The 16,465-nt window shown below is 66.0% G+C and carries 12 protein-coding genes; 2 read left to right on the top strand and 10 right to left on the bottom strand.

All coding sequences use genetic code 11. The features are described from left to right. Window positions 1-28: 28 nt before the first annotated feature. The gene (uvrC, locus tag GTZ97_RS04455) at window positions 29-2,053 is read right to left on the bottom strand and encodes an excinuclease ABC subunit UvrC (RefSeq protein WP_236651013.1); all 2,025 of its coding nucleotides are present in this window, start codon (window positions 2,051-2,053) and stop codon (window positions 29-31) included. A gap of 27 nt (window positions 2,054-2,080) precedes the next feature. Between uvrC and earP the strand changes: the two genes are divergently transcribed. Together earP and efp are read left to right on the top strand one after the other, a co-directional pair. Continuing rightward, a complete protein-coding gene (gene earP / locus GTZ97_RS04450) occupies window positions 2,081-3,187 on the top strand; it encodes an elongation factor P maturation arginine rhamnosyltransferase EarP (RefSeq protein WP_161649320.1) in 1,107 nt (368 codons plus the stop codon). A 74-nt stretch (window positions 3,188-3,261) separates the two neighbouring features. Next, window positions 3,262-3,816, top strand: a complete 555-nt coding sequence (gene efp, locus GTZ97_RS04445; protein WP_161649319.1) for an elongation factor P — start codon at window positions 3,262-3,264, stop codon at window positions 3,814-3,816. A gap of 93 nt (window positions 3,817-3,909) precedes the next feature. On the opposite strand, the gene GTZ97_RS04440 is transcribed toward efp, so the two are convergent. The 9 genes from GTZ97_RS04440 to infB form a co-directional block, all read right to left on the bottom strand. Continuing rightward, entirely contained in the window at window positions 3,910-4,581 is a 672-nt protein-coding gene (locus GTZ97_RS04440; protein ID WP_201748161.1) for a potassium channel family protein, read from the bottom strand. Beyond that, window positions 4,571-5,905 carry a TrkH family potassium uptake protein gene (locus tag GTZ97_RS04435; RefSeq protein WP_161649318.1) on the bottom strand — a complete coding sequence of 445 codons (1,335 nt, stop codon included), beginning with the start codon at window positions 5,903-5,905 and terminating at the stop codon, window positions 4,571-4,573. The genes GTZ97_RS04440 and GTZ97_RS04435 overlap by 11 nt, the downstream gene beginning before the upstream one ends. Beyond that, on the bottom strand, window positions 5,902-6,972 hold the full coding sequence (dusA, locus tag GTZ97_RS04430; protein ID WP_161649317.1) for a tRNA dihydrouridine(20/20a) synthase DusA: 1,071 nt from the start codon (window positions 6,970-6,972) through the stop codon (window positions 5,902-5,904). Before dusA ends, GTZ97_RS04435 begins: the two co-directional genes overlap by 4 nt. A gap of 40 nt (window positions 6,973-7,012) precedes the next feature. Continuing rightward, a complete protein-coding gene (locus tag GTZ97_RS04425) occupies window positions 7,013-8,149 on the bottom strand; it encodes an enoyl-CoA hydratase/isomerase family protein (RefSeq protein WP_161649316.1) in 1,137 nt (378 codons plus the stop codon). A 73-nt stretch (window positions 8,150-8,222) separates the two neighbouring features. After that, window positions 8,223-9,887, bottom strand: a complete 1,665-nt coding sequence (locus GTZ97_RS04420; protein ID WP_161649315.1) for a GMC oxidoreductase — start codon at window positions 9,885-9,887, stop codon at window positions 8,223-8,225. A 144-nt stretch (window positions 9,888-10,031) separates the two neighbouring features. After that, on the bottom strand, window positions 10,032-11,864 hold the full coding sequence (gene typA / locus GTZ97_RS04415) for a translational GTPase TypA (protein WP_161649314.1): 1,833 nt from the start codon (window positions 11,862-11,864) through the stop codon (window positions 10,032-10,034). 21 nt (window positions 11,865-11,885) lie between these two features. Next, window positions 11,886-12,917, bottom strand: coding sequence for a tRNA pseudouridine(55) synthase TruB (gene truB / locus GTZ97_RS04410; protein ID WP_161649313.1), 1,032 nt, complete (start codon window positions 12,915-12,917; stop codon window positions 11,886-11,888). Beyond that, window positions 12,914-13,315: a 30S ribosome-binding factor RbfA gene (rbfA, locus tag GTZ97_RS04405; RefSeq protein WP_161649312.1), complete on the bottom strand. Its 402-nt coding sequence runs from the start codon at window positions 13,313-13,315 to the stop codon at window positions 12,914-12,916. The genes truB and rbfA overlap by 4 nt, the downstream gene beginning before the upstream one ends. 92 nt (window positions 13,316-13,407) lie before the next feature. Then, window positions 13,408-16,434: a translation initiation factor IF-2 gene (gene infB / locus GTZ97_RS04400; RefSeq protein WP_161649311.1), complete on the bottom strand. Its 3,027-nt coding sequence runs from the start codon at window positions 16,432-16,434 to the stop codon at window positions 13,408-13,410. Window positions 16,435-16,465: the final 31 nt, after the last annotated feature.

Below are 16,465 nucleotides of genomic sequence, written 5' to 3'. Positions count from 1 at the left end.
GGTGGTCGCCCCGGGTGCCGCCACGCCGTCAACGCAGCGCGCGGTAAATCTCTTCAGCCAGTTCACGCGAAATGCCCTCCACGCTGGCAAGGTCGTCCACACTGGCCGCGGTCACACCGCGCACCCCGCCAAAACGCTGCAACAGTTTCGCACGCCGCTTGGGGCCCACGCCGGGGATGTCTTCCAGCTTGCTGCCACCGGTTCGCACACTGGCGCGCTTGGCCCGCATGCCGGTGATGGCAAAGCGGTGCGCCTCGTCACGGATCTGCGCGACCAGCATCAACGCGGCCGAACTCGGTGCCAGCTGCAGCTTGGGTCGGCCATCGGCGAACACCAGCTCTTCCAGGCCCACCTTGCGGCCCTCACCCTTCTCGACACCCACGATGACCGAGATGGGCAAACCCAGCCGCTCGAACACCTCGCGGGCCATGGCGACCTGTCCCTTGCCGCCATCGACCAGCACGATGTCGGGCAGGCGGGCGGCCTTGAGCCCCGCTGTACCGTAGCGGCGCTCCAGCACCTGCTTCATCGCCGCGTAATCGTCGCCCGGCGTGATGTCGGCGATGTTGTAGCGCCGGTACTGGGCCGACTGCATCTTGTGCTGCTCATAGACCACGCACGAGGCCTGGGTCGCTTCGCCCGCAGTGTGGCTGATGTCGAAACACTCGATGCGCAGCCGCGCCAGCGGGTCGCCCGCCCCCGCCGCCTCGGGTAACTGAGCCGCATCAGCCGCCTCAACCTCCGGCGCGAGATCCAGCGCATCGACCAGCGCCCGGGTGCGGGCCTGTTGCGAGCCTTCTTCGCTGAGCAGGCGCGCCAGCGCCAGCTCAGCCCCCTTGATGGCCATGTCCAGCCAGCTGCGCCGCTGTTCCCGCGGCTGCAGCACCACATTGACCTTGCGGCCCGACTGCAGCTCCAGGGCCTCGATCAGGGCATCGTCCACCGGGTGAGACAGGATCAGCATGTCGGGTGGGATGCTGCCCAGGTAATGCTGGGCAAGAAACGCTTCGAGCACGCGCACCTCGGTGTCGTGCAGCAGCGCGTCGGCCGTCGGCTGTGGCGCGTCGGCATCGGCCTCATCGGGCTCGACCACATGGTCCTGCACATGCACCGGGAAATGAGCGCGGTCGCCGAGATGGCGACCGCCGCGCACCATGGCCAGGTTCACGCACGCCCGACCGCCCAACACCTTGACCGCCAGCACGTCGACGTCCTTGTCCATCACGGTGTCCACGGTCTGCTGGTGCAACACGCGCGACAACGCCGAGATCTGGTTGCGCACCTCGGCCGCCTTCTCGTAGGCCATCTGCTCGGCGTAGGCCATCATCTGCGCCTGCAGATCGGCCAGCACGGCATCGGTCTCACCCAGCAGAAAGCGCTCGGCCCGCGCCACATCGGCCGCATAGGCCTCGCGGTCGATCAGGTCGACGCAGGGAGCGCTGCAGCGCTTGATCTGGTGAAGCAGGCAGGGCCGCGTGCGGTGGTTGTAGACCGAGTCTTCGCAAGTGCGCAGCAAAAAGACCTTCTGCAGCAACTGAATGGTTTCCTTCACCGCCCAGGCGTTGGGATAAGGGCCGAAGTAGCGGTGCTTGCGGTCGACCGCGCCACGGTAATAGGCCAGTCGCGGGAAGGCGTGTGACGCGATCTTGAGATACGGATAGCTCTTGTCGTCGCGGAACAGGATGTTGAACCGCGGGTTGAGCGTCTTGATGAGGTTGTTCTCGAGCAGCAGCGCCTCGGCCTCGCTGCGTACCACGGTGGTTTCCATGCGCGCGATGCGCGAGACCATGTGGCCGATGCGGGTGCCCCCGTGGTGCTTGTGGAAGTAGCTGGAGACGCGCTTCTTCAGGTCACGGGCCTTGCCCACGTACAGCACGTTGCCCTGTGTATCGAAGTACCGGTAGACACCGGGCAGGCCGGGCAGCGTGCTGACTTCCTGCAGCAGCCGCGCCCACACGGCTTCACGGTCAGCCTCCCGGTCGGCCAGGGCACGGCCTTCGTTCGCGCCGGTCTCGTCTGCGCCGGCCTCGTTCATGTCGGACGATTCGGTCATGGGGCGCATTGTGCGCATAATCGCCCGATGCTGTGGGACATCTTCTGCCGGGTCATCGACAACTTCGGCGACATCGGTGTGTGCTGGCGCCTGTCGTGCGACCTGGCCAGCCGAGGGCACGGTGTGCGGCTGTGGGTGGACGATGCCTCGGCGCTTGGCTGGATGGCCCCCGAAGGCCACCCCGGCGTGGCCGTCGCCCCCTGGGAAGAGGCGGCCCGATCCGACTTACCCCATCAACCCGGCGACGTGGTGGTCGAGGCCTTCGGCTGCGACCCGCCGGCGGCTTTCGTGCAGGCGATGCGGCGCGACGAGCCGCCGGTGTGGGTGAACCTCGAATACCTCAGCGCCGAAGCGTACGTGGAGCGCAGCCATGGCCTGCCCTCTCCGGTCTGGCACGGTCCGGGCGCCGGCCTGACCAAGCGATTCTTCTACCCCGGCTTCACGGCCCGCACGGGCGGGCTGCTGCGCGAGCCCGACCTCATGGCGCGCCAGGCGGCCTTCGATGGCGCCGCACGGACGAGCTGGCTGGCGAGACTGGGCATCGAGCCGGGCGACGAGGACAGGCTGGTGTCGGTGTTTTGCTATGCCCACGCCCCTGTGTCCGCCCTGCTTGACCGGCTGGCCAGCGAGCCGGTCGGCGCGGGCACCACCCGCGTGCTGTTGATTCCGGGGCCTGCGCAGGCGTTGGCGCAAGACTGGCTGGCCCGGGCCGGCACGCTGCCTTCGCACCTGAAACTGCACAAGCTACCCGCCCTGCCCCAGCGCGACTTCGATCACCTGCTGTGGGCCTGCGACCTGAACCTCGTGCGGGGGGAAGACTCTGCCGTGCGTGCCCTGTGGGCCGGCCGGCCGCATACCTGGCACATTTACCCGCAAGATGACGGCGCGCACGCGGCCAAGCTTGACGCTTTCATGTCGCACTGGATGGACGGCTGGCCGCCCTCGCTTCGCGCCGCCGTCGCGTCATGGTGGCAGGCGTGGAACGGTCTGGCCGGATCCGGCCCGCTGCCGCCGCTGCCTGCCTGGGGATCCGCGTCGGCCTGGCATCAGGCGAGCGCAGAAAGCCGCAAAATTGCCCTCGCCCAGCCCGATTTGACGTCCCAACTGCTCGATTTCGTCACGGCCGCAGAGTAAAATCGAAGACTTTGCCCGGGCGTGTGCCTGCCGGCAAGCCGTTTTTACCTGACGACGCCCCTTCGGGAACCACCATGAAACTCGCACAAGAAATCCGCGCTGGCAACGTGATCATGCAGGGCAAGGACCCGATGGTCGTGCTCAAGACCGAATACAGCCGCGGCGGCCGCGGCGCTGCCACCGTTCGCATGAAGATGAAGAACCTGCTGAACGGCGCCGGCGCCGAAGTGGTGTTCAAAGCCGACGACAAGATGGACCAGATCATCCTCGACAAGAAGGAGTGCACCTACTCCTACTTCGCCGACCCGATGTACGCCTTCATGGACGCCGAGTACAACCAGTTCGAGGTCGAGGCCGAGAACATGGGCGACGCCGTCAACTACCTGCAAGACGGCATGGAAGTCGAAGTGGTGTTCTACGACGGCAAGGCCATCTCGGTCGAACTGCCCACGACCATCGTGCGCGAGATCGAAACCGAGCCGGCCGTCAAGGGCGACACCTCGGGCAAGGTCATGAAGCCCGCCCGCATCGTCGGCACCGGCTTCGAGATCGCTGTGCCCCTGTTCGTGGATTCGGGCGACAAGATCGAAATCGACACCCGCACGCACGAATACAAGAAGCGCGTCTGATCGGCTCTGATCAGCGCTTGCGCTGCACCGACAAGAAGGCACCTTCGGGTGCCTTTTGTTTTGGCCGCTCTGTCCGCTGCCGCTCGACGCCCCTCAGACCCGCGCCGCGAAACGCTCGATGGCGTGCGTCGGACCCGCCACGATGAGCAGGTCGCCGGGCTGGATCACGGTGTCGGGGCGCGCGTAGATGAAATCCAGGTGGCGGCGCTTGACGCCGACCACCGTGACCTCGTGCCGCTGGCGGATGTTCGACTCGGACAGCGGCTTGCCATGGGTTTCACGCGGCGAGCGCGTCTTGGCGATGGCGAAGCTGTCCTCGAACTCGATGAAGTCGATCATCTTGCCGGTGACCAGGTGGGCCACGCGTTCGCCCATGTCCGACTCGGGATAGACGACATGGTGGGCGCCGACGCGTTCGAGGATGCGGCCATGCTGCGGCGTGGTGGCCTTGGCCCAGATATCCTTGAGTCCGATCTGGCTGAGGTTGAGCACGGTGAGCACGCTGGCCTCAAGGTTGGTGCCGATACTGACCACAGCGTGCGAAAACTCCTGCACGGCCAGTTGCTTGAGGGTTTCGATGTCGGTGGTATCAGCCTGCACGACATGCGGCAGTTTGCCCGACAGGGTCATCACGCTGTCTGCATTGTCGTCAATGGCCAGCACGTCGTGCCCAAGCTCATGCAGGGCCTGGGCCACCGCCTCGCCAAAACGGCCCAGGCCGATCACTACCACGCTGTCACCAGACAGCTTCTGCTTACCCAACAATTGGTTTCTCCTCGGGATAGCGGTATGGGCGCCGGTTGTGGTTCAGGGCCAGCGCCACAGCCAACGTCACCACGCCGACCCGGCCGATGAACATCAACATGACCAGCACGAACTGCCCAGCCTCGGGCAGGTCTGCGGTGATGCCGGTAGACAAACCGACCGTCGCAAAGGCCGAAATGACCTCGAACAGCACCTGATGATAGGGATGGGTGGTCATGGGCAGCAGCGCCAGCATCGCCAGCACAATCACGGCCGAACTCAGCACCAGAATGCTCAGCGCCTGGCGCTGGGCCGATTCGGCCACACGGCGCCCGCCATACTCGACATCGCGGTTGCCTCGCACCTCGTTCCATACCACCAGCAAGAGCACGAAGAACGTGGTGACCTTGACGCCGCCGGCCGTACCGGCGCTGCCGCCGCCCACGAACATCAGAAAGTAATGCAGGGTTAGGGACTCGATGCCCAGCGCGCCGATGTCGACGGCGTTGAAGCCAGCGGTACGAGCCGACACCGACGTGAACAACGCCACCCACCACGCATCAGCCAGCGACAGGGCGCCCAGCGTCTCGGGGCGCCACCGCTCGGACAGAAACAGCACCACGGTGCCCAGGACGATGAGAATGAGGCTGCCCCACAAGGTCAGGGACACATGCATTGACATGCGCACGCGGTCGCGGCGGCGCAACATCAACTCATGCAATACCGGGAAGCCCAGGCCGCCGATCACGATGGCCAGCATCAAGGGACCGAGGATGGCCGGATCAGTGGCAAAGCCCATGACGCTGTCACTGTAGGTCGAAAAACCGGCATTGTTGAAGGCCGATACGGCGTGGAACAGGCCCAGCCAGGCGGCCTCAGACAGCGCCACGTCATGCGCCAGCCACCAGCGCAAGCCCAGCGCCAGCGCCACCGTCAGTTCCACCACCAGCGTGACCCCAAAGACGAGCTTGGCCACGCTGCGCACATCCCCCAGTGACAGCGCATGGGTTTCGGTCTGTAACAGCAGGCGCGAGCGCAGGCGCATCTGGCGATTGACCAGCAAGCCCAGCAAGGTGGCCGAGGTCATCATGCCGAAACCGCCCAGTTGAAAGAGCCCCATGATCACGGCCTGCCCGAAACCAGACCAGTGCGTACCGGTGTCGACCACCACCAGCCCTGTCACACACACGGCCGAGGTCGCGGTGAACAGCGCCGTCATGAAACCGGTGGCTTGTGCGGGATCGGCCTGAGAAACTGGCAGCAGCAGCAACAGCGTGCCCAGCAGAATGGTGGCCGCGAAGCCACCCACCAGCAAGGTTGTCGGTTGCGTCAACTGGCCGTTCATGCGGTTTGCTCGGGGCGCTGATGCGCCATGCCCATGACCTCGCTGGGCGGCAGATGCTTGAGCGTGTGGTCAGACCACACCTGCCGCCAGCGCCGCGCGCCCTTGAGCCCGTTGTACAGCCCGAGCATGTGGCGCACCGCCTGCGGCCAGCGCACCTCGCCGTGTGGCCAGCCGGCCGTGCGTGCCATCTCGCGCTCGATGTAGGCCACCATGGCCGCCTCGACGGCTTCGCGGGAGAGCGGTTCGTCGCGGGGCGGCTGACCGAACAAGCGCTCGTCCCACTCGCTCAGCATCCAGGGCGTGTGATACGCCGCGCGGCCCACCATGACGCCGTCCAGCGCCACACCGGGCAACACCGCGCCGGGCTGCAATTGCGCCTCGCAGGCCGCGTTGTCGGCCAGCCCGCCGTTGATCACGATGGTCAGGTGCGGAAAGTCGTGCTTGAGCTGGTGAACAAAACCGTAGCGCAGCGGCGGGACTTCCCGGTTTTCTTTCGGACTCAGGCCCTTCAGCCACGCATTGCGCGCGTGCACGATGAACACCCGACAGCCCGCGTCAGCCACGGTGCCCACGAAATCGCGGACGAAGTCGTAGCTTTCGATCTTGTCGATGCCGATGCGGTGCTTGACGGTGATGGGCACCTTCGGGTCGCCGCCCACCGCGTCGATCATGGCCTTGACGCAATCGGCCACCAGCGCCGCCTCGCCCATCAGGCAGGCACCAAACGCCCCGCGTTGAACGCGCTCACTCGGGCAACCACAATTCAGGTTGACCTCGTCATAGCCCCACTGCTGCGCCAGCCGGGCGCAATGCGCCAGATCGGCCGGCTCGCTGCCGCCCAACTGCAAGGCCACCGGGTGCTCCTCGGCGTTGTATTCGAGAAAGCGATGCATCTGCCCGTGAACCAACGCGCCCGTCGTCAGCATCTCGGTGTACAGACGGGCATGGCGGCTCATCAGCCGATGAAAATAGCGGCAGTGGCGGTCAGTCCAGTCGAGCATGGGCGCCACGCAGGCGCGCCAGGGGCTCAGGCCGGTGACCGGGTCGAGAATGGGTGAATCAGACATCAGGAGCGAAGTGTACGCACCTCGCGTACTAGCGGCCGCATCAGGGCAACCGATCAGCCAGATCCCGTAAGGGATGCGCGTGCGGAGGCCAGACGGCCTCAAAAAAAGCCTCCGCCATCGCGGGCGTCACCGCCTCAACGCTGGCCGGCTGCCACCTGGGCGCATGGTCCTTGTCCACCACCAAGGCACGCACGCCCTCCACCGTCTCGCTGGCCGCACCTTTGCGCAGCTGGAAGCAATGGCGCACCATCGTGCGCTCCATGCGGAACACCTCTGCCAGCGGCATGCTGCGCGCACGCCGGATCTGCTCCAGCGTCACAGCCATCATCAGCGGCGAGTGGCCCGCCATCTGCTGCAGCGTGGCCCGGGCCCACTCGCTGTCGTCCGCGCGCAGGCTGGCCACCACCTCAGGCAACGTCGCGTGGGCGAAGTGTTGGTTGATCTGGTCGAGGTGCGCCGTGATGGTCGCTTCGGGCACCTGCTGCAGCGGGTGCAGGTCGACATGCGCGCGCACTCGACCGAGCAGCTCCTCGCCACCGTGCGCGGGACGCGCCCGCAGGCCCTCGAGCAAGCCCGGCAGCGATGCAGCCTGCGCGTGGGCATCGGCCAGGCCCAGCGTCAAGGCATCGGTCAGGTGCAGATGCGGCCCCACCACCCCCAGGTACTCGCCCACCGCCCCCACGCAGCGCGACAGGAAGTAGCCACCGGCCACGTCAGGAAAGAGGCCGATGCGGGTTTCGGGCATGGCCATGCGCACGCTCTCGGTGACCACTTTCAGGCGGCAGGCCTGGGCCAGCCCCATGCCCCCGCCCATGCACACCCCCTCGATCCATGCCACCGTGGGCTTGGGATAGACGTGCAGCAGGTGATCCAGCGCGTACTCTTCGGTGAAGAAGTCGTCGAGTGCCAGGTCACCCGCCAGGGCTGCGTCGTGCATGAAGCGGATGTCGCCGCCCGCGCAGAAATGGGTGGCGGGGTGCTTGCCTTCTGCAGGCGGGCGGGCGCTGCCGCGCAGCATGACACCATGAACAAGCGGATCGTGCGCCCAACCGCGCAACACGGTGGTCAACTCGCGCACCATTTCCAGCGTCAGCGCATTGAGCGCCTTGGGGCGGTTCAGAGTGATGACACCCAGTCCGCCCACCACTTCCGTCAGCACCGGGCTGTTCGAACTCATCGGGCCAGCTACCTCAGATCACGTAATGCAGACCGCCTGCATCGTCGGGCCCGAGGATAGCCCAAAGCGATGCTCATCCCATGCGCGCCAGGATGCGTTCGATGTTGCGCTCGGCAAACGCCGCCACCGACAGCGCGGGGTTGGCCACCAGCGAATCCGGAAAGAGTGCCGCATCCATCACATACATGCCCGGATAACCCTTGACCTCGCCGATGTCGCTGGTGGCCAGCCCAATGGGGCAGCCGCCCAGCGGATGGTAGGTGGCGTTGTCGGCCACGGTCTTGCCGCCGAACCAGCTGCGGCTGTAGGTGGCGCCATTGACCCGGTTGATCTTGTCGTACACCGCGCGGGCACTGGCCACAGGCTCGTTCTTCGCGGTGGCCGACCACTGAAGCACGGACTGCTTCGATGTGGTGTCGTAACGGAAATGGCCCAACTCGGGCGTTCGCGTCATGGTGATGTGCGCCGTGCTGAACTGCTCGATGCCCAGCGGGATCGCGATGTTCATCGAATAGGTCTGCTGACCTCGGTGGTCGATGGCGTCGATGCCGGTGACCGGCAACACCGAGGCCTTGCTGCCGGTGGGCGTGTAGACGTTGCGCACCATGAAGATCTCGCCGTTCGAGCTCCAGCGGGTGCCGACATGCTCATTGAGCCGCGGCAGGGCCCCGGTGGCGCGTGCCTTGACCAGCAGTTGCGTGGTGCCCATGCTGCCACCAGCCAGGAACAGGCGATCACAGCTGGTGACGCGTGTGGCCAGCACCTGGCCCAGCACATCAATCTGTTTGGTCGACACCATGTAGCGCCCATCCGCGGCCTGACTGATGTCCGTGACCTCGGTCAGCGGCTGGATGCGCACCCGGCCGGTGCCCATCGCCTCGGCCAGATAGGTCTTGTCCAGGCTCTTCTTGCCGTAGTTGTTGCCAAAGCCGCCCTCCACGCCCAGGGCCGACTTGGGCACCGTGCCGGCCTCTTCCTGCTCCATGTAGGCCATGTCGTAGCCTGAATCGAGCGTTCGCCACGGGAAGCCCGCCTTGGCCGCCTGCGCACACGCCACGCGGGCATAACGGTGGTACTCGCTGGTCTGGTAGTAGCCCGGCCGGATCTTGTTGGCACCCAGCGCCGCCAGCGCACGCGGGTAGTAGACGCTGTACAGCTCGTTGACATCGATGCCTGCGGGCAGGATGCGCTGCAGCGTCTCGCGATACGGGGTGATCAACATGGCCAGGTTGACCAGCGACCCGCCACCCACGCCCCGCCCGAGATAGACATCCATGTTGGGCGACGACACCACATCGAGGATGCCCGCGGCAACCGGCACCTTGAGCAAGCTGCTGATCGGGATCACGCCCGCCACGGTCGAGAACACGGCCGAGACACGGTCCTTGAACCACATGGCCCGGTCGTCGGGCGAAAACGGGCGGCAGAACACCTTGCCATCCTGGCCCGGGGTGTTCCACAAGCGCCCCATCTCCAGCATCGTCACGCGGTGGCCGGCCTGCGCGAGCCGCAGCGCCGTCACGGCACCGCCATAGCCGGTGCCCACGACCAGATTGCTCACATGCTCGTCGGCCTGGGCCGCGTAGGCCGCATCCGTCATCATGCCCGCGAGAGCCGCCACGCCGGGCAAGACCCCGCTCGACAACACGCGTCCGGGCAAGACCACGCTTGACAGACCCAACTGGCCACCGACGGCCAGCACACGTTGCCCCCAGGCACGACGATTCATCTTGTTCATGGCAGCTCGCTCCAACAACGACTGAGATAAAAGCTGCCCTGATGCTATGAAAAAGGCCCGCCAACGGCATTTGCCGTGCGGGCCATGTGTTGGCTGTGGCAGCCAGCCCGGGGGTAAGCCCCGGGTGCAAAAGCTGATCCTGGATCAGGCCTTGGCTTCGCGCTCTGCGCGCTTGCGCTCATGCTCCTTCAGGAAGCGCTTGCGCAAGCGGATGCTCTTGGGCGTGATCTCGACCAGCTCGTCGTCGTCGATGAAGTCCACACCGTACTCCAGCGTGAGCTCGATCGGCGGGGTGATCTTGATCGCGTCTTCCTTGCCCGAGACACGGAAGTTGGTCAGCTGCTTGGTGCGGGTGGCGTTGACCACCAGATCGTTCTCGCGGCTGTGGATGCCGACGATCATGCCTTCGTACACCGGGTCATTGGCCTTGACGAACATGCGGCCGCGGTCATCGAGCTTGCCCAGGGCATAGGTGAAGATCTCACCGTCGTCCATCGAGATCAGCACGCCGTTCTTGCGTCCGCCGATGTCACCCTTGTGCGGCTCATAGCCGTCATAGATCGACGAGATCAGGCCCGAGCCACGGGTCAGGTTCAGGAACTCGTTGCTGAAGCCGATCAGGCCACGCGCCGGGATACGGTACTCCAGACGCACGCGTCCGTTGCCGTCCGGCTCCATGTTGATCATCTCGCCCTTGCGCAGACCCAGGGCCTGCATCACGCCACCCTGGTGGATTTCTTCCACGTCGGCGGTGACCAGCTCCATCGGCTCGCACTTCACGCCGTCGATGTCCTTGAACATCACGCGGGGCTTGGACACAGCCAGCTCGTAGCCCTCACGGCGCATGTTTTCCAGCAGGATGGTCAGGTGCAATTCACCGCGACCACACACTTCGAAGATGCCGTCTTCGTCGGTTTCCTTCACGCGCAGGGCCACATTGTGTTGCAGCTCCTTCTGCAGGCGATCCCAGATCTGTCGCGAGGTCACGAACTTGCCTTCACGGCCCGCCAGCGGCGAGGTGTTCACACAGAAGTTCATGGTCAGCGTCGGCTCATCGACCTTCAACATGGGCAACGGCGTCGGGTTGGCCGGGTCGGTGATGGTCACACCAATGCCGATGTCTTCAATGCCGTTGATCAGCACGATTTCGCCGGGGCCGGCTTCGGTCACCTGCACGCGGTCCAGGCCTTGGAAGGTCAGCACCTGGTTGATGCGCCCCTTGACGGTACGGCCCTCGGGGCCCTCCATCACGACCACGTCCATGCCGGGTTTGATCTTGCCCGCGTTGATGCGGCCCACGCCGATGCGGCCCACGAAGCTGTTGTAGTCCAGCGCCGAGATCTGCAGCTGCAGCGGCGCGTCCGGGTTACCCTGGTGCGGCTCGACGTGCTTGAGGATGGTCTCGAACAGGGCCGACATGTCAGGGCCCCATTGCGCGCCGGGCTCACCTTCTTCGAGCGACGACCAGCCGTTGATGCCCGAGGCGTACACCACGGGGAAGTCCAGCTGCTCGTCGGTGGCACCGAGCTTGTCAAACAGATCGAAGGCGGCGTTGATCACGGCGTCCGGCTTGGCACCGGGCTTGTCCACCTTGTTGACCACGACGATGGGCTTGAGGCCCAGCGCCAGCGCCTTCTTGGTCACGAAGCGCGTCTGCGGCATCGGGCCTTCCTGCGCGTCGATCAGCAGCACCACGCCATCGACCATGGACAGCGCACGCTCCACTTCGCCGCCGAAGTCCGCGTGGCCCGGGGTGTCGACGATGTTGATGTGCGTGCCGTTCCAGCTCACGGCGCAGTTCTTGGCCAGGATGGTGATGCCACGCTCACGTTCGATGGCGTTGTTGTCCATGACCGTGTCGACCACCTTCTCGTGCTCGGCAAAGGTGCCCGACTGGCGCAGCAGTTGGTCCACCATGGTGGTCTTGCCATGGTCCACGTGGGCAATGATGGCGATGTTGCGAATTTGCGTGCTCATGAAAAGCTCTCTCGTCTGAAATCAAGAAACCGTCGTGGATGACGAAGCCGGCCGAACCTCTGGCGCGGGTCGATCCTGCATCTCAAGCAGGCCCTGGATCTCGACCGGGCTGAGCAGCCGGCCAGGGATCAGGTCGCCGCCCTGGATGTGGGCGCTGCCCAGCAGGATGCGGCGCGACGCCTCCTGCGGGGTAGCGGGATGCGGGCCGTAGACCCGCACGTGAGGCATGTCGGGCAGACGCGTGCGACGGCGCAGCCCGGTCAGAAAGCGTGCCGCCTCAGCCTCTGGCAACAACACGTCGGGCCACTCGCGCAGCAGCACGTCGGCCGGCCTGAGCAGCGCATCGCGCTCCGCCTCGGACATGGCCTGAAGCGCCTCCAGCGTGACCGCCTCGTCAAGCGAGACGCCCCCGCAACCCGTTCGGCGCAGACCGATCAGGTGCGCGCCACAGCCTAGGCGCTCGCCGATGTCCTGCGCCAGCGTGCGGATGTAGGTGCCCTTGCTGCAGCGAACATCCAACTCCAGCACATCATCCTGCCAGCGCAGGATGTCGATCGCGTGAATGGTGACGCGACGGGGCTCGCGCGCCACCTCGACGCCCTCGCGGGCGTACTCGTACAGCGCGCGGCCCTCGTGCTTGAGCGCCGAATGCATGGGCGGAACCTGATCGATCTCGCCGGTGTAGGCCGCACACGCCTCGGCGATGCGGGCGGCGTTGACCTGCTCGGGCGTCACGGCGCGGCGCACCAGCACCTCGCTTTCGGCGTCACCCGAAGCGGTGGTCTCGCCCAGCTTGAGCACCGCGGTGTAGCGCTTGTCCGCGTCGAGTGAAACCTGAGAAAACTTTGTCGCGGCGCCAAAGCACAGGGGCAGCAGCCCCGTGGCCAGCGGGTCCAGTGTGCCGGTGTGGCCGGCCTTCTCGGCGCGAAACAGGCGCTTGACCTTCTGCAAAGCGTCGTTACTCGACAGGCCCAGCGGCTTGTCGAGCAAGAGCACCCCATGCACCTGCCGACGTGGCAGGCGGGGCGGACGCGATGCGGCGGCCTGGTTCACGCCTTCGACCCCTCATCCGCGGCATGGCCCTCATCCGCGTCCTTGGCCTTGTCGGCCACGGCGCGGTTGATCAGCGCGTTGAGCTCGGCCGCGCGTTCGGTGGTGCGGTCGAAATGGAAGTGCAGCGTGGGCACCGTGTGGATCTGCAGGCGCTTGAACAGGCCGTTGCGCAGGTAACCCGCCGCCTCGTTCAGGCCCGCCTCGCACTCGTCCGGGCTACCCACGAGCACCGAGAAAGACACCTTGGCATGGGCGTAGTCGGGTGTCACGTCCACGTTGCTGATCGTGACCATGCCGATGCGCGGGTCCTTGAGCTCGCGGATGAGCTCGGCCAGATCGCGCTGGATCTGGTCGGCAATGCGGTGGCTTCGGTTGGGAATGGATCGTTTATGGCGCATGGTGAAGTCCTGTCGTGCAAACCGCCTGCCCCCTCAAGCACAAACCCCGCCTGGGACTCAGGCGGGGTTCCGCGGGAAGGCCGGCGCCGGGTTTACAGCGTACGGGCCACTTCCTTGATTTCGAAGAACTCGAGGACGTCGCCTTCCTTGATGTCGTTGTAGCCCTTGATGGTGAGACCACACTCGAAGCCCTCGCGCACTTCCTTGACATCGTCCTTGAAGCGCTTGAGGCCGTCGAGCTCGCCGGTGTAGATGACCACGTTGTCGCGCAGCAGGCGCAGCTTGGCGCTGCGGCGGATGACGCCACTGGTGACCATCGAACCACCGATGGTGCCGATCTTCGAGGCGGTGAACACCTGACGGATCTCGGCAGTGCCGATGACTTCCTCGCGCTGCTCGGGCGCCAGCATGCCGCCCATCGCTGCCTTCACATCGTCCACCGCGTCGTAGATGATGTTGTAGTAGCGAATGTCGACGCCGTTGTGCTCGGCCACCTTGCGGGCGTTGGCGTCCGCACGGGTGTTGAAACCGATCAGCACGGCCTTCGAGGCGATGGCCAGGTTGACGTCCGACTCGGAGATGCCACCCACGGCGGCGTGCACGATCTGCACACGCACCTCGTCGGTCGACAGCTTGAGCAGCGACGCAGCCAGGGCTTCTTGCGAGCCTTGCACGTCAGCCTTGATGATGAGCGGCAGCGTCTGGACGTCGCCGCCCTGGCCCATCTGTTCGAACATGCTCTCAAGCTTGGCGGCCTGTTGCTTGGCCAGCTTGACGTCGCGGTACTTGCCTTGACGGAAGGTCGCGATTTCACGGGCACGGCGCTCGTCGGCCAGGACCATGAACTCGTCACCGGCCGAGGGCACCTCGGTCAGACCCTGGATCTCGACCGGGATGGACGGGCCAGCCTCGGTGGCGGGCTTGCCGTCTTCGTCCAGCATGGCGCGCACGCGGCCATACGACGCACCTGCCAGCACCACGTCGCCACGCTTGAGCGTGCCAGACTGCACCAGCACGGTCGCCACAGGGCCACGGCCCTTGTCCAGGCGGGCTTCGATGACCAGGCCCTTGGCCATGGCGTCCTTGGCTGCGGTGAGCTCCAGCACTTCGGCCTGCAGCAGCACGTTTTCCAGCAGGGCATCGATGCCCTGGCCGGTCTTGGCCGACACCGGGCAGAACGGCGAATCACCGCCGTAAGACTCCGGCACCACCTGTTCGGCGATCAGCTCCTGCGTCACGCGGTCGATGTTGTGGCCCGGCTTGTCGATCTTGTTGATCGCCACGACGATGGGCACACCTGCCGCCTTGGCGTGGTGAATGGCTTCCTTGGTCTGCGGCATGACGCCGTCGTCGGCTGCCACTACCAGAATGACGATGTCGGTCGCCTTGGCACCGCGCGCCCGCATGGCCGTGAAGGCCTCGTGGCCCGGGGTGTCCAGGAAGGTGATCATGCCGCGCGGCGTATCGACGTGATACGCGCCAATGTGCTGCGTAATGCCACCGGCTTCGCCAGCCGCCACACGCGAGGTGCGGATGTAGTCCAGCAGCGAGGTCTTGCCGTGGTCGACGTGACCCATGACCGTGACCACAGGCGCACGCGGGAAGACCTCGGCAGTCTGCTCGCCGTGCTCCTCTTCGAGGAAGGCATCCGGATCGTCGAGCTTGGCCGCAAAGGCTTTGTGGCCCATCTCCTCGACCAGGATCATGGCGGTTTCCTGATCCAGCTGCTGGTTGATGGTGACCATTTGGCCCAGCTTCATCAGCTGCTTGATGACCTCGGTGGCCTTGACGGACATTTTGTGGGCCAGATCGGCCACCGAAATGGTCTCGGGCACATGCACCTCGATGACCTGCGGTTCACTCGGCGGCACAAAGGTCGATGCGCCTTCGCCACGGTCGCCGCGGCGACCACCGCGACCACCGCCCGGAGCCTTCCAGCCGTTGCGGGTGCTGGTGGCGGCGGCATCGGGACGGCCCTTGCCGGCCGGCGCACCGCGCTTCTTGGTGTCGTCGGCCCAGCTGGAAGACAGCTTCTCCGATTTGATGGACTTCTTGTCGCCGGGCTTGGCGCCGCCTGCGGGCGCCGTGGTCGCGCCAGGCGCACCCTTGGGCTTGTGAATCGTGCCCTTGATGCCGGCGGCATCGGCGGGCTTGGCTTCTTCCGGCTTCTTGGCCGTCAGCACCTTCTTGGGCGCGTTCATCATCGCGCGAATGGCGGCGGCCTCGGCTTCGGCGGCCTTGCGACGGTTGGCCAGATCGGCCAGACGCTTCTGTTCTTCGGCTTCGATGTCGGCGGCCTTGACCACGCGAACTGCCGGTGTGGGCTTGGGCGCCTCGGCGGGGGCGGGTTCCGCTGCGACCGGCGCAGCCGCCTCGGCCGCAGCCGGCGTGCTGGACACCGGAGCAGCAGGCGCTGCAGAAGCCTTGTCTTCTGCCGCACGCAGCGTGCCACCCTTGGCCACACGCTGGGCAGCTGCCGTCAGGGCGGCCGCCTCGGCGCGCGCGGCTGCCTGGGCAGCAGCCCGGCGGGCTGCTGCGGCATCGCGCTCGGCCGTGTCATCGTCCCCACCTTCGGCGGGCACAGACGCTGCCGCCTTGGCCGCGGCTTCGCGCTCGGCAGCCTCGCGCTGGGCGCGTTCAGCGGCCTCGCGCTCGCGAGCCGCCGCCTCTTCACGTTCACGGCGCTCTTGCTCTTCGCGCTGGCGTCGGGCTTCGGCCAGGGCCTCTTCCTGCTGACGCAGGGCCTCAGCCTGGGCACGCGCCTCTTCTTCGCGGCGCGCCAGATCGGCCTCGGCCGAGGCTGCCTCTTCAGGCGTCTCATCGCGCTTGACGAACACGCGCTTCTTCTTGACCTCGACCTGGATGGTGCGGGCCTTGCCCGAGGCATCGGCCTGCTTGATTTCGGTGGTCGACTTGCGGGTCAGCGTGATCTTCTTGCGATCGCCGCCGGCGGTGCCGTGGGCGGTGCGCAGGTGGTCCAGCAGGCGCTCCTTGTCGGCTTCCGTGAGCACGTCCTCAGGCGAGCCCTTGGGCACGCCCGCTGACTGTAGCTGCTCCAGCAGTGTCGCTGCCGGGCGGTTCAACTCCGCGGCAAATTGTGCGACGGTGGTCACGGCCATTGTGTAGATCCTTGCGATGAGCTTGCGTGAA

Origin of the sequence: Aquabacterium fontiphilum, assembly GCF_009909205.1 — a bacterium.
GTDB lineage: Bacteria > Pseudomonadota > Gammaproteobacteria > Burkholderiales > Burkholderiaceae_C > Aquabacterium > Aquabacterium fontiphilum.
Note: the sequence above shows the minus strand (reverse complement) of the source record. Positions and strands in the feature narration are given on the sequence as shown.